Raw genomic sequence first — 18,391 nt, 5'->3', positions numbered from 1 at the left:
CCCGCACAGTCTTAAGCCACGCTGCCGACCAGCGCAAGGTCTTGGCGAGAGCGGCCAACGGCGCAACACGATTGTCATCTGGAGCCGTGACCGGCCGGAGGAGGAAGCCCGGACCACCGTCGGTGGTCCGGGCCAGCCGGGTCGGCGCGGTCAGCGGCTGCGGCGCTCGCTGATGAGGCGTCCGGTGATCGTGAGCAGCAACGCGATCATCAGCATCGCGGTACCGATCACGTTGATCTGCGGCGGCAGCGCCTTCTTGGCCGCTCCCCAGACGAACATCGGGAAGGTCACTTCTGAGCCGGAGTTGAAGTTGGTGATGATGAAGTCGTCGAAGGAGAGCGAGAACGACAGCAGGGCGGCACCGACGATGCCGGGCATGATCAGCGGCAGCGTGATCCGCAGGAAGGTCTGCACCCGGTTCGCGTAGAGGTCCTGGGCCGCCTGCTCCAGCCGCGGGTCGAGCCCGACGAGCCGGGCCTTGACCGTCACGACGACAAAGCTCATGCAGAACACGGTGTGGGCGATCCAGATCGTGGTCTGGCCCAGCGGGAAGCCCATCCCGACGAAGAGCACCAGCAGCGACGAGCCGGCCACGACCTCCGGGGTGGCCATCGGGACGAAGATCAACACGTTGGCCAACGCCTTGCCGCGGAACTCGTGCCGGACCAGCGCGAACGCGGCGAGCGTGCCGAGCACGGTCGCGGCGAGGGTGGCGAGGACGGCGATCTTGAGGCTGAGCCCCAGCGAGCCGCACATCCCCTCCACGCTGCACGGGTGCGCCCAGGCGTCGAGGGAGAACTCGGTCCAGGTGTAGTTGAACGACCCGGCCGGCTTGTTGAAGGAGAAGACCACCACCACCGCGATGGGGATGAAGAGGTAGACCAGCGCCAGGGCCCCGAACAGGGTGACCAGGTGGTCGCGGACCCAGCGCCCCGTCCGACCCTTGATCTTGCGGCGCGGCGGCGGCTCCGTACGCGCCGGCGCGCTGGTGGAGTCCGCGTCGGTCGGTCGAGTGAGAACAGCCATCAGACCAGATCCTCCGTTCCCGCCCTGCGGACGTAGTAGACGACGAGCACCACGATGGCCACCATCAGCGAGATCGACAGGGCGGCCGCGTGGTTGTAGTCGCGGACCCGCAGGAAGAGCGCGTCGATCACGTTGCCCGACATCGACTCGCGCATCGAGCCGAGGAAGGTGGCGTTGATGTAGTCACCGGTGGCCGGGATGAAGGTCAGCAGCGTGCCCGAGACCACGCCGGGCAGCGACAGCGGCCAGGTGATCTTCCAGAAGCCCGCCCAGGCGCTGGCGTAGAGGTCGCCGGAGGCCTGGATCAGCGACCGGTCCTGCTTTTCCAGCGACGCGTAGAGCGGCAGGGTCATGAAGGGCAGGAAGTTGTAGGTCAGACCGAGGATCACCGCGAGCGGGGTGGCGAGGACCCGGCCGTCGCTGGTCACGCCGAGGGCGTCGGTGACGGCGAGGAAGCCGATGTCGTGCAGAAGGCTGACGACAGGTCCGTCGTCGGCGAGCACGGTGGTCCAGGCCAGCGTCCTGATCAAGAAGCTGGTGAAGAACGGCGCGATGATCAACACGAGCATGATCGGCCGGACTCGGTCGCTGACCTTGAAGGCGATCGTGTACGCCAGCGGGTAGGCGATCAGCAGCGCGAGCACGGTGGAGACGGCCGCGTAGCCGAAGGAGCGCAGGAACTGCGGCCAGTAGTCGACCCACACCTCGCGGTAGTTGCCGAACTCCCAGGTGAAGCGGTAGCCCTCCTCCAGGCCGCCGCTGGTGAGCGAGCTGTTGATCTGGCTCAGCAGCGGCAGCAGGAAGAACACGACCAGGGCCAGGGCCAGGGGCAGCAGCAGGAAGTACGGGGTCAGCTTGCTCGAGCGGGCACCACTGGCCCCGTCGCTGGTATCGGTGCTCTGCCCCAGCGCCGGGCCGACCGCCCCGGTACCGACTTCCGGGGGTGCCACGCTCACGAAGCGACCTCGGCGGCCTCGGCCTCGATCCAGGCCCCCTCGTGCAGGCCGAACGTGTGCTCGGGGTGCCAGTGCAGGCTGACCTGCTCGCCCACCCGGCGGATGTGGGTGGCGCTGTTCTGGCTGAAGACCGCCACCTCTTCCTCGGCGTCGGCGAGCGCCCGCACCACGTACTGGGTGGAGACGCCGATGAAGGACGCGTCAATGATCGTGCCGTCGATGGTGTTCATCCCGCTGGGCGCCTGCCCGACGTCGGCCATCGAGATCTTCTCCGGCCGGACGCCGGCCTCGACAGCCGTGCCGGTGGCGGTGAGCCGGTCGGCCGGCATGGTGAGCCGGACGCCGTGGAAGTCGACGACGACGGTCGAGGCGTCCCGGCTGACGACGTTGACGCTCAGCAGGTTGGTCTGGCCGAGGAAGCCGGCGACGAAGGCGGTCCGCGGGTTCTCGTACAGCTCGATCGGGGCGCCGACCTGCTCGACCTTGCCCTTGTTCAGCACGGCGATGGTGTCGGCCATGGTCATGGCCTCCTCCTGGTCGTGCGTGACGTGGATGAACGTGATCCCGACCTCGGTCTGGATCCGCTTCAGCTCCAGCTGCAGCTGGCGGCGCAGCTTGAGGTCGAGCGCGCCGAGCGGCTCGTCGAGCAGCAGCACCTTCGGCTTGTTGACCAGCGCCCGGACGACGGCGATCCGCTGCTGCTGACCGCCGGAGAGCTGGGTGGGCTTCCGCTTGGCCAGGTGGCTCATCTCGACCAGCTCGAGCATCTCGTTCACCCGGCGTTCGACCTCAGGCTCCTTGCGCCGGCGTAGCCCGAACGCGACGTTCTCGAAGATCGTCATGTGCGGGAACAGTGCATAGCTCTGGAACACCGTGTTCACCGGACGCTGGAAGGGCCGCAGGTGCGAGATCTCCTGGCCGCCGATGCGGATCTCGCCTGAGGTCGGCTCCTCCAGCCCGGCCACCATCCGAAGGGTGGTGGTCTTGCCGCAGCCTGAGGGGCCGAGCAGGGCGAAGAAGCTGCCTTCCGGCACCGCGAGGTCGATGTCGTCCACGGCCGCAAAGCTGCCGTAGTGCTTGTACAGCCTGCGGATGTCGAGACCGCTTCCCTCCTCACCCTGGTCCTGCTGGGGCGGCGCCGTCTGGGTCGTGGTCATGTGGTCAGGCCCCTCATCCCGGTCAAGCGCCTCAACACCATCAGGCACCTCAACACCATCAGGCACCGGTCAGCTTGGCGAACGCGCGGTTGCATCGGTTCTCCTCTTCCTCGGTCAGGCCCATGAAGACCTGCGCCTTGGCCAGCGTCTTCTTGTCGGGGAACACCAGCGGGTTCTCGAGCAGGTCGGGGTCGTAGTCCTCCATCACCTTGGCTGTACCGTCGACCGGGGTGATGTAGTTGATGTAGTCCTCCGACTGCGCAGCGATCTCGGGGTCGTAGTAGAAGTTGATCAAGGTCTCGGCGTTCTTCTTGCGGGGGCTGCGGATGGGCGCCACGAAGTTGTCGCTCCAGATCGTGCAGCCCGCGTCGGGGACGACGAAGCCGAGGTCGGGGGTGTCGGCCTGCAGGCTGACGACGTCGCCGGTCCAGCCGACGCAGGCGGCCACGTTGCCCTGGGCGAGGTCGGAGCCGTAGTCGTTGCCGGTGAAACGGCGGATCTGGCCCGAGTCCACCGACTTCTGCAGCTTGGCGATCGCCGCGTCGAACTGCTCGAAGGTGAAGTCGGCACAGTCGTAGCCGAGGTCCATCATGGTGAGCCCCACGGTGTCGCGCATCTCGGTCAGCAGCGTCACCTTGCCGCGCAGGGCGGAGTCGGTGAGCAGCTGGTCCATCGACGTGATCTCGACCCCGCCGAGCGCCGCGGGGTTGACCGCGATCCCGGCCAGACCGGACTGCCAGGTGACGGAGTACTTGCGGCCGGGGTCGTAGCTCACGTCGCGCAGGTCGGCACGCAGGTTCTTGAGGTTGGGGATGTTCGCGTGGTCGAGCTCGGTCAGGAAGCCGAGCCGGATCAGCTTGCCCACCATCCAGTCGGTGACCACGAACAGGTCGGCGGCGATCTCCTGACCACCGGTCAGCTGCGGCTGGATCTTGGCGAAGTACTCGTCGTTGTCGTTGACGTCCTCGGTGTAGGCCACCTGGATGCCGGTCTTCTTGACGAACAGCTCCAGGGTCGTCGGGTCGGTCGACCCGTCCTCGGCGACGTCGATGTAGAAGGGCCAGTTCGACCAGTTGAGCGTCTTGTCGGAGTCGGACAGGTCCGGCACCGCGGTGTAGTCCGACACCTTGATGCCCGGGACGGCGCACGCCGAGAGGGTCGCGGCCGTGGCGGCCAGCCCGGCGCCCCGTAGGAAGGAGCGCCGGCTGACGGACCCGCGGAGCCGCCGGCCCGGCGTCAGCCCAGGGCTCGCACCCGTTCCACTCACGTGCTCCCCCTCATGGTTCGCTGACCCGATCGGAGTGGGTTACCCCGCCCCACTCCGCTCGGTCCTACGTTTATCGCAGTCTTGAGCAGCTTTGGCAAGGTATTCGGTGTTCCATTCGTGTTTCTCCTGCGGATCCGCTTGCCTCGGTTCGGCCGTGAGGCCATGATCGGTGGATGAGCACAGGACCCGTCGTGTCGGTTCCCGAAACTGAGGACCCCGAGCCCGTCGCTCCCCTCGCCGCTGTCCCGGCCCGACCGGTCGATGGCGACCGCCAGCCGGTACACCTCGACGAGATCGCCAAGGCGATCGTGGAGCAGCTGCAGCAGGACGGCCGCCGCTCGTACGCCAAGATCGCCACGGCCGTCGGCCTGTCCGAGGCCGCGGTCCGCCAGCGGGTGGCCCGGCTGACCGAGGCGGGCGTGATGCAGATCGTCGCGGTGACCAACCCGCTGCAGCTCGGCTTCCGCCGCCAGGCCATGCTCGGCATCAAGGCCGAGGGGCGGCTGGAGCCCATCGTCGACGCGCTGGCCGCGATGAACGCCGTCGACTACGTGGTCGTGACCGCCGGTTCGTTCGACGTGCTGGCCGAGGTGGTCTGCGAGGACGACGACCACCTGCTCGCGCTGCTCGAGAACGACATCCGCACCATCCCTGGCGTCCGGGCCACCGAGTCCTTCGTCTATCTCAAGCTGTCGAAACAGACCTACCAGTGGGGAACCCGATGACCAGCCCGAACCCGACCCTCGACGCCGTGACCGACCACGGACAGGCTGGCGGGATGCCCGGCAGCCGGAACGCCGCCGACCACCTGTGGATGCACTTCACCCGGATGTCGGGCTACGCCGACAAGCCCGTGCCCACGATCGCCCGCGGCGAGGGCGCCTACATCTGGGACACGAACGGTCGTCGCTACCTGGACGCGCTGTCCGGGCTGTTCGTGGTACAGGCCGGGCACGGCCGCGCCGAGCTGGCCGAGGTGATGGCCGAGCAGGCCCGGACGCTCGCCTTCTTCCCCATCTGGTCCTACGCCCACCCCAAGGCCATCGAGCTCGCCGACCGGCTGGCGGCGGAGTCACCGGGTGACCTGAACAAGATCTTCTTCGCCACCGGCGGCGCCGAGGCGGTGGAGACGGCCTGGAAGGTGGCCAAGCAGTACTTCCGGCTCACCGGCCGGCCCGGCAAGTACAAGGTGATCTCGCGGGCCATCGCCTACCACGGCACCACCCAGGGCGCGCTCTCGATCACCGGGATCCCGCCGTTCAAGGCCCCGTTCGAGCCGCTGGTGCCCGGCAGCCACCGGGTGCCGAACACCAACTTCTACCGCGCCCCCGAGCCGGTCGCGAACGACGAGAAGGCCTTCGGCCTGTGGGCGGCGAACCGGGTCGAGGAGGCCATCCTCGAGGAGGGTCCCGACACCGTCGCCGCGGTGTTCGTCGAGCCGGTGCAGAACGCGGGCGGCTGCTTCCCGCCGCCGCCCGGCTACTTCGATCGGCTGCGGGAGATCTGCGACACCTACGACGTGCTGCTGGTCTCCGATGAGGTGATCTGCGCGTACGGCCGGCTCGGCACGATGTTCGGGGCGCAGAAGTTCGGCTACCAGCCCGACATCATCACCAGCGCCAAGGGCCTCACCTCCGGCTACTCCCCGCTGGGGGCGACGTTGATCTCCGACCGGGTCTTCGAGCCGTTCAGCCACGGCGACACCGTCTTTCCGCACGGTTACACCTTCGGCGGCCACCCGGTCTCCTGCGCGGTCGCGCTGGCCAACCTCGACCTCTTCGAGCGCGAGGACCTGCTCGGCAACGTGCGCCGCAACGAGAACGCCTTCCGGCAGACCCTGGAAAAGCTGCTCGACCTGCCGATCGTCGGCGACGTCCGCGGCGACGGCTACTTCTACGGCATCGAGCTGGTCAAGGACAAGAACACGAAGGAGACCTTCGACGCGGCCGAGTCCGAGCGGATCCTGCGCGGCTACGTCTCCGGCGCCCTGTTCGAGAACGGCCTCTACTGCCGCGCTGACGACCGCGGTGACCCCGTCATCCAGGTCGCCCCGATCCTGACCTCGGACCAGGCCATCTTCGACGAGATCGAGCAGACCCTCCGCCACGTCCTCACCGAGGCCTGGACCCTGGTCTGAGGCCGATGCTTGAAGAGCTTGCGACATCGTGCCGCGAGTACGCGGCACCATGTCACAAGTTGTTCGGCTCAGCGGTAGCGGCGGACCGACTCCAGGGCTCGGCGCAGCTGGTCCAGCCCGTCCACGAGCTCACGGCGGACCGGCTCGGCCAGCTCGCCGGCCAACGCCCGTTCGGCGGCGGCGACGGCTTCCTCGTTGGCCGCCAGCCGGGGGAAGCCCTGCCGCGCGGTCTGGGCCAGCGCCCAGCCGTTCCGGAACTGCGCGGTCGCCGGGAGCTCGGCGAAGTAGCGCAGCGCGTAGGGGGCGGTCAGCTCTTCCTGGCCGATGACGAAGAAGCCGTCCGCGGCGGCGTACACCTCGTACGCGCTGGCCGTGGACGGCTCGGTCAGCAGCGCCCAGGCCGCGACCTTGGCCTCGGCGGTGGGCAGCGCAGCCCGGGCGCGGGCGGCGTGCACGGCCGCGGCGGAGGAGGGGTCCTGCCGCAGGGTCGCCTCCACCAGGTCGGCGTCGCCGGCGACCGCGGCCAGCCGTTCGACGATGCTCCAGGTCAGCTCGGAGTCCAGCTGGACGCCGTCGGGCAGCGCGCGGCCGGCGGCCCAGTCGTGCAGCCGGTCAGCGTTCACGGAGGTGCCGACGGCGAGCCGGAAGCCGGCGAGCTGGCGGTCGGACCCGGCGGCGCTGCCGGCAACGATCGCTGACGCTGTCGCGTGCACCCGCCCCAGCCGGCCCAGACGTTCAGGCACCGGGGCGTACGGCCCGGCGAGGCTGCGGGCGGCAAAGCTCAGCAGCACCCCGACCAGGTCCTCGGACTGCTGCCCGACGAGGGAGTCGCAGATCAGGTCGAGCGCGACGGCCGGGTCGAGGCTGGCGTCCCGGACGGCGTCGCGGATGGCGTTGTCGACCACCACGAGCACCGCTTCGTCGCGGACCTGCGGCAGCACGGTCGCCAGCCGGGACCAGCCGTCGGGGCCGAACCGGACCTTGGCCCAGGTGGCGTCGGTCGCGTCGGGGACGACGAGGACGCTGTCGGCGGCCACCTCGATGGGCGCAGACCGGTCCCGCAGCCGGAGGTCCACCAACGGCTGGACGCTGCCGTCGGCGGACACGCGGCCGACGGTCAGCGCGTGGGTGCGCGGCGACGTCGTTCCGTGCGGCCCGCTCACCGTCAGCGTCACGGGCCCGGAGGCTGCGGACACGTCGATCGTGTCCATCCCGGACGTTCGCAGCCAGCCGTCCGCCCACTCCGCCAGCCCGCTGGCCCCGGCGTCGGTCCAGGAGGCGATCAGCTCGGCGAACTCGGCGTTGCCGAACGCGTACCGGTCGAAGTAGGTACGCAGCCCGGCGAGGAAGACCTCGTCGGAGACGAAGCCGACGAGCTGCCGCAGCACCGCCGCGCCCTTGGCGTAGCTGATGCCGTCGAAGTCCTGCAACGCGGCCGCCGCGTCGACCGACCCGTTGCCGGCCACCGGGTGGGTGCTCGGCGCCTGGTCGGCCACCGCCCCCCAGTCCTTGCGGCGGACGCCGAACTCGGTCCAACGCGGATAGCGGGTGGCCTCGGTGCAGCAACGGTGGGCCAGGTACTCGGCGAAGGACTCGTTCAGCCAGAGGTCGTCCCACCACCGCATGCTGACCAGGTCGCCGAACCACTGGTGGGCCATCTCGTGGGCGATCACGCTGGCCCGCGAACCGCGGTCGGCCTCGGTCGCCCGGCCGCGGTAGATGAACTGGTCGCGGAACGTCACGCAGCCCGGGTTCTCCATCGCGCCGGCGTTGAAGTCGGGCACGAACGCCTGGTGGTACTCCCCGAACGGGTACCGGACGCCGAAGATCCGGTGGTAGTAGTCGAAGCTCTGGCCGGTCACCTCGATCATGTCGGGCGCTTCGGCCTCCAGCTGTTCGCGTAGCGAGGCCCGTGCGTGGAAGCCCAGCGGAATGCCGTCGTGCTCGGCGAACACCGAGGCGTACGGGCCGGCCACCAGGGTTACGAAGTAGGTCGACAGCGGCTCGGGCGGGGTGATCGTCCAGTGGCCCGGGACCGTGGCCTGGCTCGGCCCGTTGCCGAGCACGGTCCACGCGGGTGGCGCCGCGACCTCGAAGTGGTACCGCGCCTTCAGGTCGGGCTGGTCGAACGAGGCGAACCAGCGCGGTCCGGCGTCCAGGAACGACATCGCGTACAGGTAGGTCTGGTCGTCGGCCGGGTCGACGTGGCGATGCAGCCCCTCGCCGTCGCTGGAGTAGGCCATCCGGCCCTCGACCACGAGCGTGTTCTCCTCCTGCAGACCGGTCAGGGCGATCCTGCCGTCGGCCCAGGCGCCGGGGTCGACGTCGTGTCCGTTGAGCGTGGCGCCCAGCAGCTCGTGTCCCTTGAAGTCCACGAACGTGCGCGGACCCGAGCTGGCGAAGGTGATCGTCGTACGCGAGCCGAACGTGTCGGCGCGCGGATCGGTGAGGTCGAGCTCGACCGCCACCAGGTGGACCTTCAGCGTCGCCGCACGCTCCTGCGCCTCCGTCCGCAACAGGCTCGGCACGGCTACTGGTCCGCCAGGTAGTGGTCGTAGGCGTAGGTGGTGAAGAACTGCGGCCAGTCCGGGGTCAGGCAGGTGGCCTCGAAGATCTCGACCGCCGCCGCGACCCGGCCGCGGCCCGCCTCGTCGGTCCCCTCGGACAGCCGTTCAGCCTCCTCCGCGAGCAGCGTCCGGGCCAGCTCGTCGGTGACCGTCTGGCCGTCGTCGGTGATCACGCCGTGCCGGATCCAGTGCCAGACCTGCATCCGGGAGATCTCGACGGTCGCGGCGTCCTCCATCAGGTGGTCGATCGCCACAGCCCCGGCGCCGCCGACCCAGGCGGCGAGGTACTCCAGGCTGACCCGGATGTTGGTCCGTACCCCGTTCAGCGTCACACCGCCGCCGGCACTGGCGACCTCGACCAGATCGGCTGCGGTGACCGAAACGTCGTCCCGCTGGCGCCCGAGCTGATGGGGCGCCTCGCCCAGCACGGCGTCGAACGCGTCGAGGCAGGTCTGCACCAGTGCCGGGTGCGCCACCCACGAGCCGTCGAAGCCGGCGGCCGCCTCCCGCGACTTGTCCGCCGTCGTCTTCTCCAGCGCCGCTGCCGTCGCCTCGGGATTGGCCTTGCTCGGCACGAACGCCGCCATGCCGCCGATCGCGTGCGCGCCGCGGGCGTGGCACGTCTTCACCAACAGGCTGGCGTACGCGGCCATGAACGGCGACGTCATCGTGACCTGGCTACGATCGGGGAGAAGATGATCTTGGTCTTCCGCGAAGTTCTTGATCATGGAGAAGATGTAGTCCCAGCGGCCGGCGTTCAAGCCGGCGGAGTGGTCACGCAGCTCGTAGAGGAACTCCTCCATCTCGAACGCCGCCGGCGTGGTCTCGATCAGGCAGGTGGCGCGGATGGTGCCGTACGGGATCTCCAGCCGCTCCTGGGCGTAGGTGAAGGCGTCGTTCCAGAGCCGAGCCTCGAGGTAGGACTCCATCTTGGGCAGGTAGAAGTACGGACCCGCACCGCTGGTGATCAAGGTCTGCGCGTTGTGGAAGAAGTAGAGACCGAAGTCGACGAACGATCCAGGCACTGGAGCGCCGTCCAGCAGGAGGTGCCGCTCGTCGAGGTGCCAGCCGCGCGGCCGGACCAGGATGGTCGGCGTGCTGGCGCCGACCTCGTAACGGCGGCCGTTGGCGTCGGTGAAGTCGATCTGGTGCCGGATCGCGTCGTAGAGGTTGATCTGGCCGTCAACCACGTTGAACCAGGTCGGGGCGGTGGCGTCCTCGAAGTCGGCCATCCACGCCTTGGCCCCGGAGTTCAGCGCGTTGACCGTCATCTTGCGCGAGGTGGGGCCGGTCATCTCGGCCCGTCGGTCGGCCAACCCGGGTCCGGGAGGCGCCACCCGCCAGCTCGTGTCCTCGCGGACCGACGCAGTCCCGGGGCGGAAGCCGAGCGTGTGACCCGGGTCGCCGGCGGCGTAGCGGTCGGCCCGGGCCTGCAGCAGCTCAGCGCGGCGCGGGCCGAAGCGACGGGTCAGCTCGGCCACGAAGTCGAGCGCGTCGGGGGTGAGGATCTCGTCGAACCTCGGCCGCAGCTCGGCCTCCACCGTGATCGCCGGCGCGGCGCCGGAAGGGGCACCGGACTGGACAGGACTGGTCATTCGCCAAGTCTGGCAGCCGGACTTCGGGGCCGGTCAGACGGGCCAGAATGGGACCGTGGCCATCACCGTCCGTCCGCTGGAGCACGCCGACGCCGAGCAGGCCCGCCGCTTGGGCGGTGAGGCGTTCGGGGTCCCGACCAGCCCGCCGACGCAGGAAGCCCGCGTCGACCAGCCCGGGGTGGCGTGGTTCGGCGCGTTCGACGACGGCGTCCTGGTGGCCCGGATGGTCGACCGGGTCTACGACTCCTGCTTCGGTGGCGTGCTCGTCCCCACCAGCGGCATCGCCGGCGTCACCGTGGTGGCCGAGGCTCGCGGCCGCGGCACGCTGTCCCCACTTTTTGCGGCGACCCTGGCGTCCGCCCGTCGCCGCGGAGCCGTGCTTTCGACGCTGTTTCCGACGGCACCGGGTATCTACCGCCGTTTCGGCTACGAGGTGGTCGCCGACTACGTGAGGGTCGAGCTGCCGACGACGGCGCTGACCGCTGTCCGAGCGCCGATCGGTACGACCACCCGCCGCGCCACGCTGGACGACGTCGAGGCCATCCGGGGCGTCTACGACCACTGGGCGATCGCGCAGAACGGTCCCCTCTCCCGGCGGGGGGTCAGCTTCCCAGGCTCCGCGAAGGAGCTCTTGTCCGAGTTCACCGGCGTGACTGTCGCGGTCGACGCCGACGGGGAAGTCGTCGGCTTCGTCTCCTGGAACCGCGGCCAGGGCTACGGCGAGAGCGCGGCGATCGAGGTCGCCGACCTGCTGGCCGGGACGGCGGACGGGTACGCGGCCCTGCTGCGGCTGGTCGGCAGCTTTGCCAGCGTCGCCCCGGCCACCCGGATCGACACCTCCGGTGACGACCTGGCCCGGCTGCACCTACCCTCGCTGTCCTGGCGGATCACCTCCTCCTCGCCGTACATGCTCAAGGTGCTGGACGTCGTCGGGGCGCTGACGGCACGGCACTACCCACCTTCGCTGTCGGCTGAGCTGACCCTCACCCTCGCGGGAGACGTCCTGCCCGACCTGGACGGGGGCTACCGGCTCACCGTCGCCGGCGGCCGCGCTCAGTGTGTCCGGGAGGGGGCCGAACGGCTCGACGCCGGCGACCGGGTGCTGACCCCGCGCGGGCTCGCTCTGCTCTATGCCGGCGCCCAGTCGTCGGCGAACCTGCGGGCCGCCGGCCATCTCATCGGCGGCGACGTGGCCGAGGACCTCGACTGGGACGCCCTTTTCGGCGGTCGGCAAGCCCACATCCGCGACTACTTCTGAGCCCGCCGAGGCGTCTTGAGCATTCGTTGACGACATCCTGATCCGCTCTTAACCGTTCCTGCGGCATCTCTGGACGTCCTCCGGAGGTCTGTCTCCGAATCTAGTCACAAGCAAGTCGGAGCATCACGAAGGGAGCACGACCATCATGAACGTCGCTTACCGCGAAGACTGGGTCACCGCCGCCAGGTGCCGGGGCACCGGAGACGTCCTCTTCGCCGAAGGTGCTGCTCAGCGCCGTGTCCGAGTACTCTGCGACGACTGCCCCGTCCGGCTCGAGTGCCTCGCCGAGGCCCTCGACAACAACATGGAGTGGGGCGTCTGGGGTGGCCTGACCGAGCGCGAGCGCCGCGCCCTGCTGCGTCAGCGGCCCGACGTCACCTCCTGGCGCGACGCCCTGCTGCAAGAGCCCGTCACCGTTCGCTGATCGCCCGCAAGAAGCCGCTGGAGAAGAGCGACGACCCCATCCGTCGCCCTCCAGCGGGTGAGTCACCGTAGAAATATCTCCTGCGACCGCCGACCATCACCGTTACGGTTGCTGACCATCGGCGTGTAGCTCAGCAGCAGAGCACCGGGCTCCAGACCCGGAGGGGGCAGGGGCAGAACCTGCCACGTCGGCGAGACCGAGGTCGACAGGGAGTCGATGACCAACAGCTATGCGCTCGGGGAGCTGAGCCGAGCGTTCCTCACGGCGACCACCCACGAGGATCCCGACGTCCGACGTCGCGCTGATCGACGCGCGCACCAGTGGGCGCAGGCCATCGAGCAGATGGCCAACGGGCGGATCGCGGTGGGGTCGCGCTCCCCCGCCCGCGGCCTCCCGCCCTGGGTCACCCTTGACGTGCTGCGCGGCGGGTTCGCCAGGGGCAGCGCGTCTGCCGAGACGCCGATCGGAGCCGACGAGATCGCGCTCGCGAGCCGCCTGGGGATCCCGGCCGAGCGGCGTCTCGTCCTCGGCTACTTCGTCACCGATCCTGGGCTGCAGGAGCTGTACGCGCTCCTGGACTCCGGGGCCTACCGGGTGGACATCCCTGAGGACGCGATCCTGCTGACCATGGCCTGGCTCGTCCGGGCCGGCGACCGGGAGGCCGCGCTCGACCTGCTCGACGCCGTGTCCCCCTTCGCCGACCGGTTCCGGCTCGCGCCGAAGGTCGCGACTGTTCCCACCGCCCCGCCCGAGGTCGTCTACCGCATCACCGCAGGCGACGCCGCCGCCGTTCTCCGGTCACGTAAGCCGAATGCCCAGGTCGAGGCGCAGCGTGAAGCGCTGGCGATCTGGAACCCGTTCGGCGATCGCGTCCTCACCCTGTGGCTCGAGAAGTACGTCGACGGACTGGTCACGCTCGATGATGATCATGGCTGGCGCGGACGAGCCAGCGCCCTGGTCGAGGAGTACGACCGGCTGGCGTCGGTCCACACCAGGTGCACGAAACACCAGCGGCCCAAGGAAAATCTGGCGATCCTCGTCCGGACGCTCCGGACGCTCACCAGTAGCGGTGACCTGCAGCCCCGGGAAGCGGGGCTGGTCCGAGTGGCGATCGAAGCCTCGCTCGCCAAACGAGGGACGCCGGGATCCGCCGAGCACGTGGAGCTTCGTCAGCGCCAGCGGTCTGTGGCCTCGACACCCGCGCACGCTCGCGTAGCGGCCGTGGCCGCCGAGCGGCTCCGCATGCTCGACCAAGCCGACGGGATCGAGGACCCGGGCTCTCTGTCTGGACGAGTCACCCAGGAGGAGGCCGCGGGAACGGGGGTGGTCGAAGGGTCGACCATGCCCCACATCGTGTCGCGCATCCTCGCTCGGGCCCACTTCGCGCCGATCGAGACGCTCCTGGCCGAGGGCGTCGTTCCCTCCGCGGAGGTCCTGGCCGAGCTGCTGCCGCGGATCAGCGCCACGGTGGTGGCCGCCGGCTTCGCCGACCCAGCGCTCGCCAGGCTGGCCGCGGCGAACTACCGGGCTTTCCGGCGACGCCGGTCCCTGCTGCTCCTCGACCTCGCGAAGCAGGTGCAGCTCACCGAGCTGCCCTGGGTGCGGGCCGTCGCTCCGTACAGCAGCGTCACCACCGAGGAGGCCACGGCGGTGGCCCGACGGGTCGGGGCGCTCGCCCTGGACCACTTCCCGGCCACGATCCTCCCGAACCCGCTCGTGGCGGAGCTGGATCATCTCTTCCGCGCTGCTGGCCACGACGTCCCCCTCGTCGAAGAGCTCGCGGCCGACATCTTCATGGGTCGCTTCTCGGACAAGTTCCGGCTGGCCGCTCAAACTGCGATCCGGGTCGTCGGCGACACCGTCTACACGCGCTACTTCGGGATCGAGGCTCGCGCGGTCCTCAGCCTCGTCGATCCTCCGAGCAAGCTCTCACCGCGGGGCTGGATCTGGCGACGCGCTCGCGAGAGCAATCGGGGGTGGAGCTTCGCCGACCTGTGCCGAGCCCGTGCGGGCCGGCCGGCCGTGGACGGCTGGTCGGTCGCCGCCAACGGCATGGTCATCGAGCAGTCGCAGATCCTGACGACGCACAACCTCGCCGCCCTGGTGACGCTCGGCGTACGACCCACCCGGCCGTGGGTGGACCTGGCGCGGGACTCGATCGAGCAGACGGCAGCCCTGCTTGACCGTGCTACCCGCCAACCGCGGCCACTCGCCACGGTGAAGGACGCGGCGTACGCGTGGCGGCAGGCGGTCTTCTACCTGAGCCAGGCGGACCCGGCCGAGACCGGAGCCCTGATTGCCGATCCCACGGTCGCCGCCGACGGCCCCGCGGTGATGGCCGAGCTCCTCAGCGGACTGCGTGTTGCCGCCGCGGGCAGCCGAGCCCCGCAGAGCACCCGTGCACCCTTCGTCGGCTGGACGGTGGGCCGCCACTGGGTCCTCGACGCCATCGGGCACTCAGCGCACACGCCGTCCTGACGGATGCAGCGAGGAACACCTCGGCCCCTACGACCCTCGACGGGGTGGCCGCTCCGAAGCTCACTGGGTGACGCCCCCGGGCCACAGCAGCCTCGAAGAGCTCACGGGCCACCTGCGCATCCTTCTCAGCGCCTCGCCGATGTCGTGGGCCGCGTCGTCGCGATGCCGTACGTCACCGCGACACTGGTCAGCAGCGCAGCTGCGCAAGCCGGTCCTCGGCTTGTCGCATGAAGGACGTGGCACGAGAGGCGTCGACCGGCACCGCCTCGAGCCGTCGAGCTTCGACCAACGCGAGCACTGTCGCCTGCTGGACCTTGGTGAGCGCAGAGATGATCCTGACCGCCCCTCCGTCACCGGAACTATCGAACCCGAGCGGACAGTGTCAAGGATGCCTGAGCCGGTCCGGCAGCTCCCCGCAGCCGCGCCGCGAAGGAGCCGTAGAGGAACGCCGACTGGATTCCGTCGATCCGCCCGAACTTCTCGGTGAGCAAGACCACCGGACCGCTGAGGACAGCGAAGACCTCCCGCAGGGGGACGGTCAGCGGCCTATCCGGGTTGCCGCGAATGAGCCGCGTGCGATCCACCTGCCGCTCGACCAGGAGCCCTGGGTCGATGAGTCGTGCTGCCTATCGGTGAGCGGCGGGCAAGCCAGGTCGGCGCGCTCAGCAAGGTCAGCAAGGCTGAGCTCGTCGCCGGCGAGCAGGGGAGCCGACAGCAGGCGCTTGGCCGTCCGACCTGAAGATCGGAGCCAGCAGCGGCGGCCCAGTTCTCCATAACTGAGCTTTTCCTCCACGACACGAGCGCCTCATCGCCTGGCTGAGCCCATGCAGCGAACCGGAGCGAACGAGCGGGCCTACGGTCACCCGGGACTGACGCGAGGGCTCGTCATCTCGTCTTCGCTGCAGCCGCAGTGCCCGAGCCCGTGAGCCGTGGGAAACCGGCACCCGAGGGGAATCCCCGGACGCCACTTCGCGGAGCGAGCGCCGGGGTGCCGATAGCTCCCGTCGCTGGCGATCTTCAGCTCCTTGACGATGCAGTGCGGACACCATCCCGTCTCAGCGCTGAACGGCCACTCCTTGGCCAGCGTCTCCGTCGTCGTGTCCTCGGTCACCGCACGGATCCAGGCGTCGTCGACCTCGACCTCGCTCAGCGGGACCAGCGCCCCGCTGTCGGCGTACTTGCGGATGGTGCGACAGCTCGCGAGGTGCAACACCCGAGCGGTACCGATATTCGTGTCGTGGTTCGCGACGACCGGCTCGCCGGTCACGCGATAGACCCGCCCCTGGAAGAGCGCTTCGGAATCGATGGACATGCTTTGATCAACCCTTACTCGTCAGACGTTCAAGCGGAACGATCACGCGGGACTTCGGCTGTTGTCGACCACTGCTGATAACGACCGGAAACCGTTTCTGACAAGGAAAAAACAGCGCGCTGGGCCGGTCGGGTGTCAACGGGCAGAATCGGTGTCGGCCGGACATCTTGCGGACCCTTTGCGGACCGCTCAAGGCTCGGATCCCTCCCTCGTGGCTGGCGTCAGTGGCGTCGTTGGGTCTCACTCGTCGCGGAGCGCAGCTTCCCCATCCTGGCCACCGTGGAAGACGCCGAGGACGTTCACCACCAGCTCGCCGGCGAACTCGTCGACCTCGTCGGCGATCAGCGTTCGCTTCTTGAAGCTGGACGTCCGCACTCCCGGTCGAATGTCATCGCGGGCTCGGCCGGCGCGGGGGAAGACGAGGATGTCGTCGATGTGTTCGAGGATCGCCGCGACGAAGCGCTGCGCGACATCCGCGGACCCCTTCTCGGTGATCCAGTCGTCGAGGGCGTGAAGTTGCTGCTGGGCCTCAGGGGTGTAGGTAATTCGGCTCGTCACGAACGGGTGGACCACTTGGCCTTGAAGCCGGCGCGGACGTCGTCGGCCGGGATCGCCCGCGCCGGGTCAGCCTTGAGCGCGTCGTAAGCGGCAGCCACGTCAGAGCGCAGCCACGACTCGGAGGCGAGGTCGAACGCCTCCTGCGGGTCGACCGATTCGAGCAGTCGGAGAGCGACGTGCTTGCGCACGTCGGGAGGCAGGGACATCCCTGCCTCATAAACCTCCGGCTCACCCAAAGACATGACATCAGGGTACGCGGGTCTTGAGGCTCTCGGGCCTCTCACCGCGGCACGTCCCTCGGGCCAACCTCGCGCAACCGCCCCGACCTGCGACACAGAAAGGAAGGCAGTCGCGGCGCCCGACGTCGGCGTCCAGCGCGCCGGCTCGATGGACGGCGAGGCTTACGAGCGGTGGGTCGCCAGCGTCGACCTCGACACCGGCCGGAAGAAGGGTCACGTCCGTGACGACGCGAATCACTGCGGTTTGTCGAGGTCGTGATCAACGGGCCGAAGACCTCCTCTGAACTGCGGTTTTGCGCAGATTCACACGTTGAATCGGAACTCCACCACGTCGCCGTCGGCCATCACGTAGTCCTTGCCCTCCAGGCGGACCTTGCCCTTGGCCTTCGCGGCCTGCATCGAGCCGGCGGCGACGAGGTCGTCGAAGCCGACGATCTCGGCCTTGATGAAGCCCTTCTGGAAGTCGGTGTGGATCACCCCGGCGGCCTCGGGCGCGGTGGCGCCCTTGGGGATCGTCCAGGCGCGGGACTCTTTGGGACCGGCGGTCAGGTAGGTCTGCAGACCGAGGGTCTCGAAGCCCACCCGCGCGAGCACGTCCAGGCCGGGTTCGGCGACGTCCATCTCGGCCAGCAGCTCGCGAGCCTCTTCGGGCTCCATCTCCACCAGCTCGGACTCGATCTTGGCGTCGAGGAAGATCGCCTCGGCTGGCGCGACGGCCGTCCGCAGCCGGTCCAGCAGGGCCTCGTCGGCCAGCTCGTCGGAGTCGCAGTTGAAGACGAAGAGGAACGGCTTGGCCGTCAGCAGGAACAGCTCGCGCAGCGGCTCGCGGTCCAGCCGGGCGGCAAAGATGCCGCGGCCGGAGTTGAGCACCTCGTACGCCTCCCGGACCGCCGCGAGCGTGACGGCGCGGTCCTTGTTCATCCGCGACTCCTTCTCCAGCCGCGGCAGCGCCCGTTCGACGGTCTGCAGGTCGGCGAGGATCAGCTCGGTCGAGATGGTCTCGATGTCGCTGGGCGGGTCGACGGCCCCGTCGACGTGGGTCACGTCCGGGTCGGTGAAGACCCGGGTGACCTGGCAGATCGCGTCGGCCTCGCGGATGTGGGACAGGAACGCGTTGCCCATCCCCTCCCCCTGGCTGGCCCCGCGGACGATACCCGCGATGTCGACGAAGCTCACCGTCGCCGGCACGATCCGCTCGGAGGCGAAGAGCTCAGACAGCACCGCCAGCCGCGGGTCGGGCACTCCCACGACGCCCACGTTCGGCTCGATCGTCGCGAACGGGTAGTTGGCCGCGAGCACGTCGTTACGGGTCAGGGCGTTGAAGAGGGTCGACTTGCCTGCGTTCGGGAGTCCGACGATGCCGATGGAAAGAGCCACGTCGGCCAAGCCTAGAGGGTCTGGGCGAGCAGCCAGGACG

Annotated in this window: 15 protein-coding genes and 1 tRNA gene; 6 read left to right on the top strand and 10 right to left on the bottom strand. The window is 69.3% G+C overall.

Features of this window, described 5'->3' with window-relative positions:
* Nucleotides 1–150: 150 nt before the first annotated feature.
* Genes ACFE76_RS03840 through ACFE76_RS03825 form a run of 4 tightly spaced genes read right to left on the bottom strand, consistent with a single transcriptional unit; the run spans nt 151 to nt 4,406 of the window.
* Nucleotides 151–1,026, bottom strand: coding sequence for an ABC transporter permease (locus ACFE76_RS03840; RefSeq protein WP_375430416.1), 876 nt, complete (start codon nt 1,024–1,026; stop codon nt 151–153).
* Nucleotides 1,026–1,982 (bottom strand): ABC transporter permease, encoded by a 957-nt coding sequence (locus ACFE76_RS03835; protein WP_375430415.1) that lies wholly within the window; start codon nt 1,980–1,982, stop codon nt 1,026–1,028. Before ACFE76_RS03835 ends, ACFE76_RS03840 begins: the two co-directional genes overlap by 1 nt.
* Complete coding sequence (locus ACFE76_RS03830) at nt 1,979–3,139, bottom strand: ABC transporter ATP-binding protein (protein WP_375430414.1); 1,161 nt, start codon at nt 3,137–3,139, stop codon at nt 1,979–1,981. The genes ACFE76_RS03835 and ACFE76_RS03830 overlap by 4 nt, the downstream gene beginning before the upstream one ends.
* 58 nt (nt 3,140–3,197) lie before the next feature.
* Nucleotides 3,198–4,406, bottom strand: a complete 1,209-nt coding sequence (locus ACFE76_RS03825) for a spermidine/putrescine ABC transporter substrate-binding protein (protein WP_375430413.1) — start codon at nt 4,404–4,406, stop codon at nt 3,198–3,200.
* A gap of 293 nt (nt 4,407–4,699) precedes the next feature.
* Between ACFE76_RS03825 and ACFE76_RS03820 the strand changes: the two genes are divergently transcribed.
* Together ACFE76_RS03820 and ACFE76_RS03815 are read left to right on the top strand one after the other, a co-directional pair.
* Nucleotides 4,700–5,131 carry an Lrp/AsnC family transcriptional regulator gene (locus ACFE76_RS03820; protein ID WP_375430514.1) on the top strand — a complete coding sequence of 144 codons (432 nt, stop codon included), beginning with the start codon at nt 4,700–4,702 and terminating at the stop codon, nt 5,129–5,131.
* 53 nt (nt 5,132–5,184) lie between these two features.
* Nucleotides 5,185–6,543, top strand: coding sequence for an aspartate aminotransferase family protein (locus ACFE76_RS03815; RefSeq protein ID WP_375430513.1), 1,359 nt, complete (start codon nt 5,185–5,187; stop codon nt 6,541–6,543).
* Nucleotides 6,544–6,611: 68 nt separating this feature from the next.
* On the opposite strand, the gene pepN is transcribed toward ACFE76_RS03815, so the two are convergent.
* Nucleotides 6,612–9,071: an aminopeptidase N gene (gene pepN / locus ACFE76_RS03810; protein ID WP_375430412.1), complete on the bottom strand. Its 2,460-nt coding sequence runs from the start codon at nt 9,069–9,071 to the stop codon at nt 6,612–6,614.
* Between the two features lie 2 nt (nt 9,072–9,073).
* Nucleotides 9,074–10,705: a malate synthase A gene (gene aceB / locus ACFE76_RS03805; RefSeq protein ID WP_375430411.1), complete on the bottom strand. Its 1,632-nt coding sequence runs from the start codon at nt 10,703–10,705 to the stop codon at nt 9,074–9,076.
* Between the two features lie 55 nt (nt 10,706–10,760).
* Here aceB and eis point away from each other — a divergent pair, with 55 nt between their 5' ends.
* The 4 genes from eis (at nt 10,761) to ACFE76_RS03785 (ending at nt 14,865) form a co-directional block, all read left to right on the top strand.
* A complete protein-coding gene (eis, locus tag ACFE76_RS03800) occupies nt 10,761–11,963 on the top strand; it encodes an enhanced intracellular survival protein Eis (RefSeq protein WP_375430410.1) in 1,203 nt (400 codons plus the stop codon).
* Between the two features lie 145 nt (nt 11,964–12,108).
* Entirely contained in the window at nt 12,109–12,387 is a 279-nt protein-coding gene (locus tag ACFE76_RS03795) for a WhiB family transcriptional regulator (RefSeq protein ID WP_375430409.1), read from the top strand.
* A gap of 119 nt (nt 12,388–12,506) precedes the next feature.
* Nucleotides 12,507–12,578 (top strand) — tRNA-Trp (locus tag ACFE76_RS03790).
* Nucleotides 12,579–12,603: 25 nt separating this feature from the next.
* Entirely contained in the window at nt 12,604–14,865 is a 2,262-nt protein-coding gene (locus tag ACFE76_RS03785; RefSeq protein WP_375430408.1) for a hypothetical protein, read from the top strand.
* Nucleotides 14,866–15,724: 859 nt separating this feature from the next.
* Here the strand turns inward: ACFE76_RS03785 and ACFE76_RS03780 are convergent.
* From ACFE76_RS03780 to ychF, 4 genes are all read right to left on the bottom strand, one after another.
* Complete coding sequence (locus tag ACFE76_RS03780) at nt 15,725–16,177, bottom strand: hypothetical protein (protein WP_375430407.1); 453 nt, start codon at nt 16,175–16,177, stop codon at nt 15,725–15,727.
* A gap of 240 nt (nt 16,178–16,417) precedes the next feature.
* Complete coding sequence (locus ACFE76_RS03775) at nt 16,418–16,735, bottom strand: type II toxin-antitoxin system RelE/ParE family toxin (RefSeq protein WP_375430406.1); 318 nt, start codon at nt 16,733–16,735, stop codon at nt 16,418–16,420.
* Nucleotides 16,732–16,941 (bottom strand): hypothetical protein, encoded by a 210-nt coding sequence (locus ACFE76_RS03770; RefSeq protein WP_375430405.1) that lies wholly within the window; start codon nt 16,939–16,941, stop codon nt 16,732–16,734. Before ACFE76_RS03770 ends, ACFE76_RS03775 begins: the two co-directional genes overlap by 4 nt.
* A 336-nt stretch (nt 16,942–17,277) precedes the next feature.
* Nucleotides 17,278–18,351 (bottom strand): redox-regulated ATPase YchF, encoded by a 1,074-nt coding sequence (gene ychF / locus ACFE76_RS03765; RefSeq protein ID WP_375430404.1) that lies wholly within the window; start codon nt 18,349–18,351, stop codon nt 17,278–17,280.
* Nucleotides 18,352–18,391 lie beyond the last annotated feature (40 nt).

It is taken from the genome of uncultured Friedmanniella sp., from assembly GCF_964244005.1.
Lineage (GTDB): Bacteria > Actinomycetota > Actinomycetes > Propionibacteriales > Propionibacteriaceae > Microlunatus.
The sequence above is the reverse complement of the archived record's forward strand: the minus strand, read 5'-3'. Positions and strand labels throughout refer to the sequence as shown.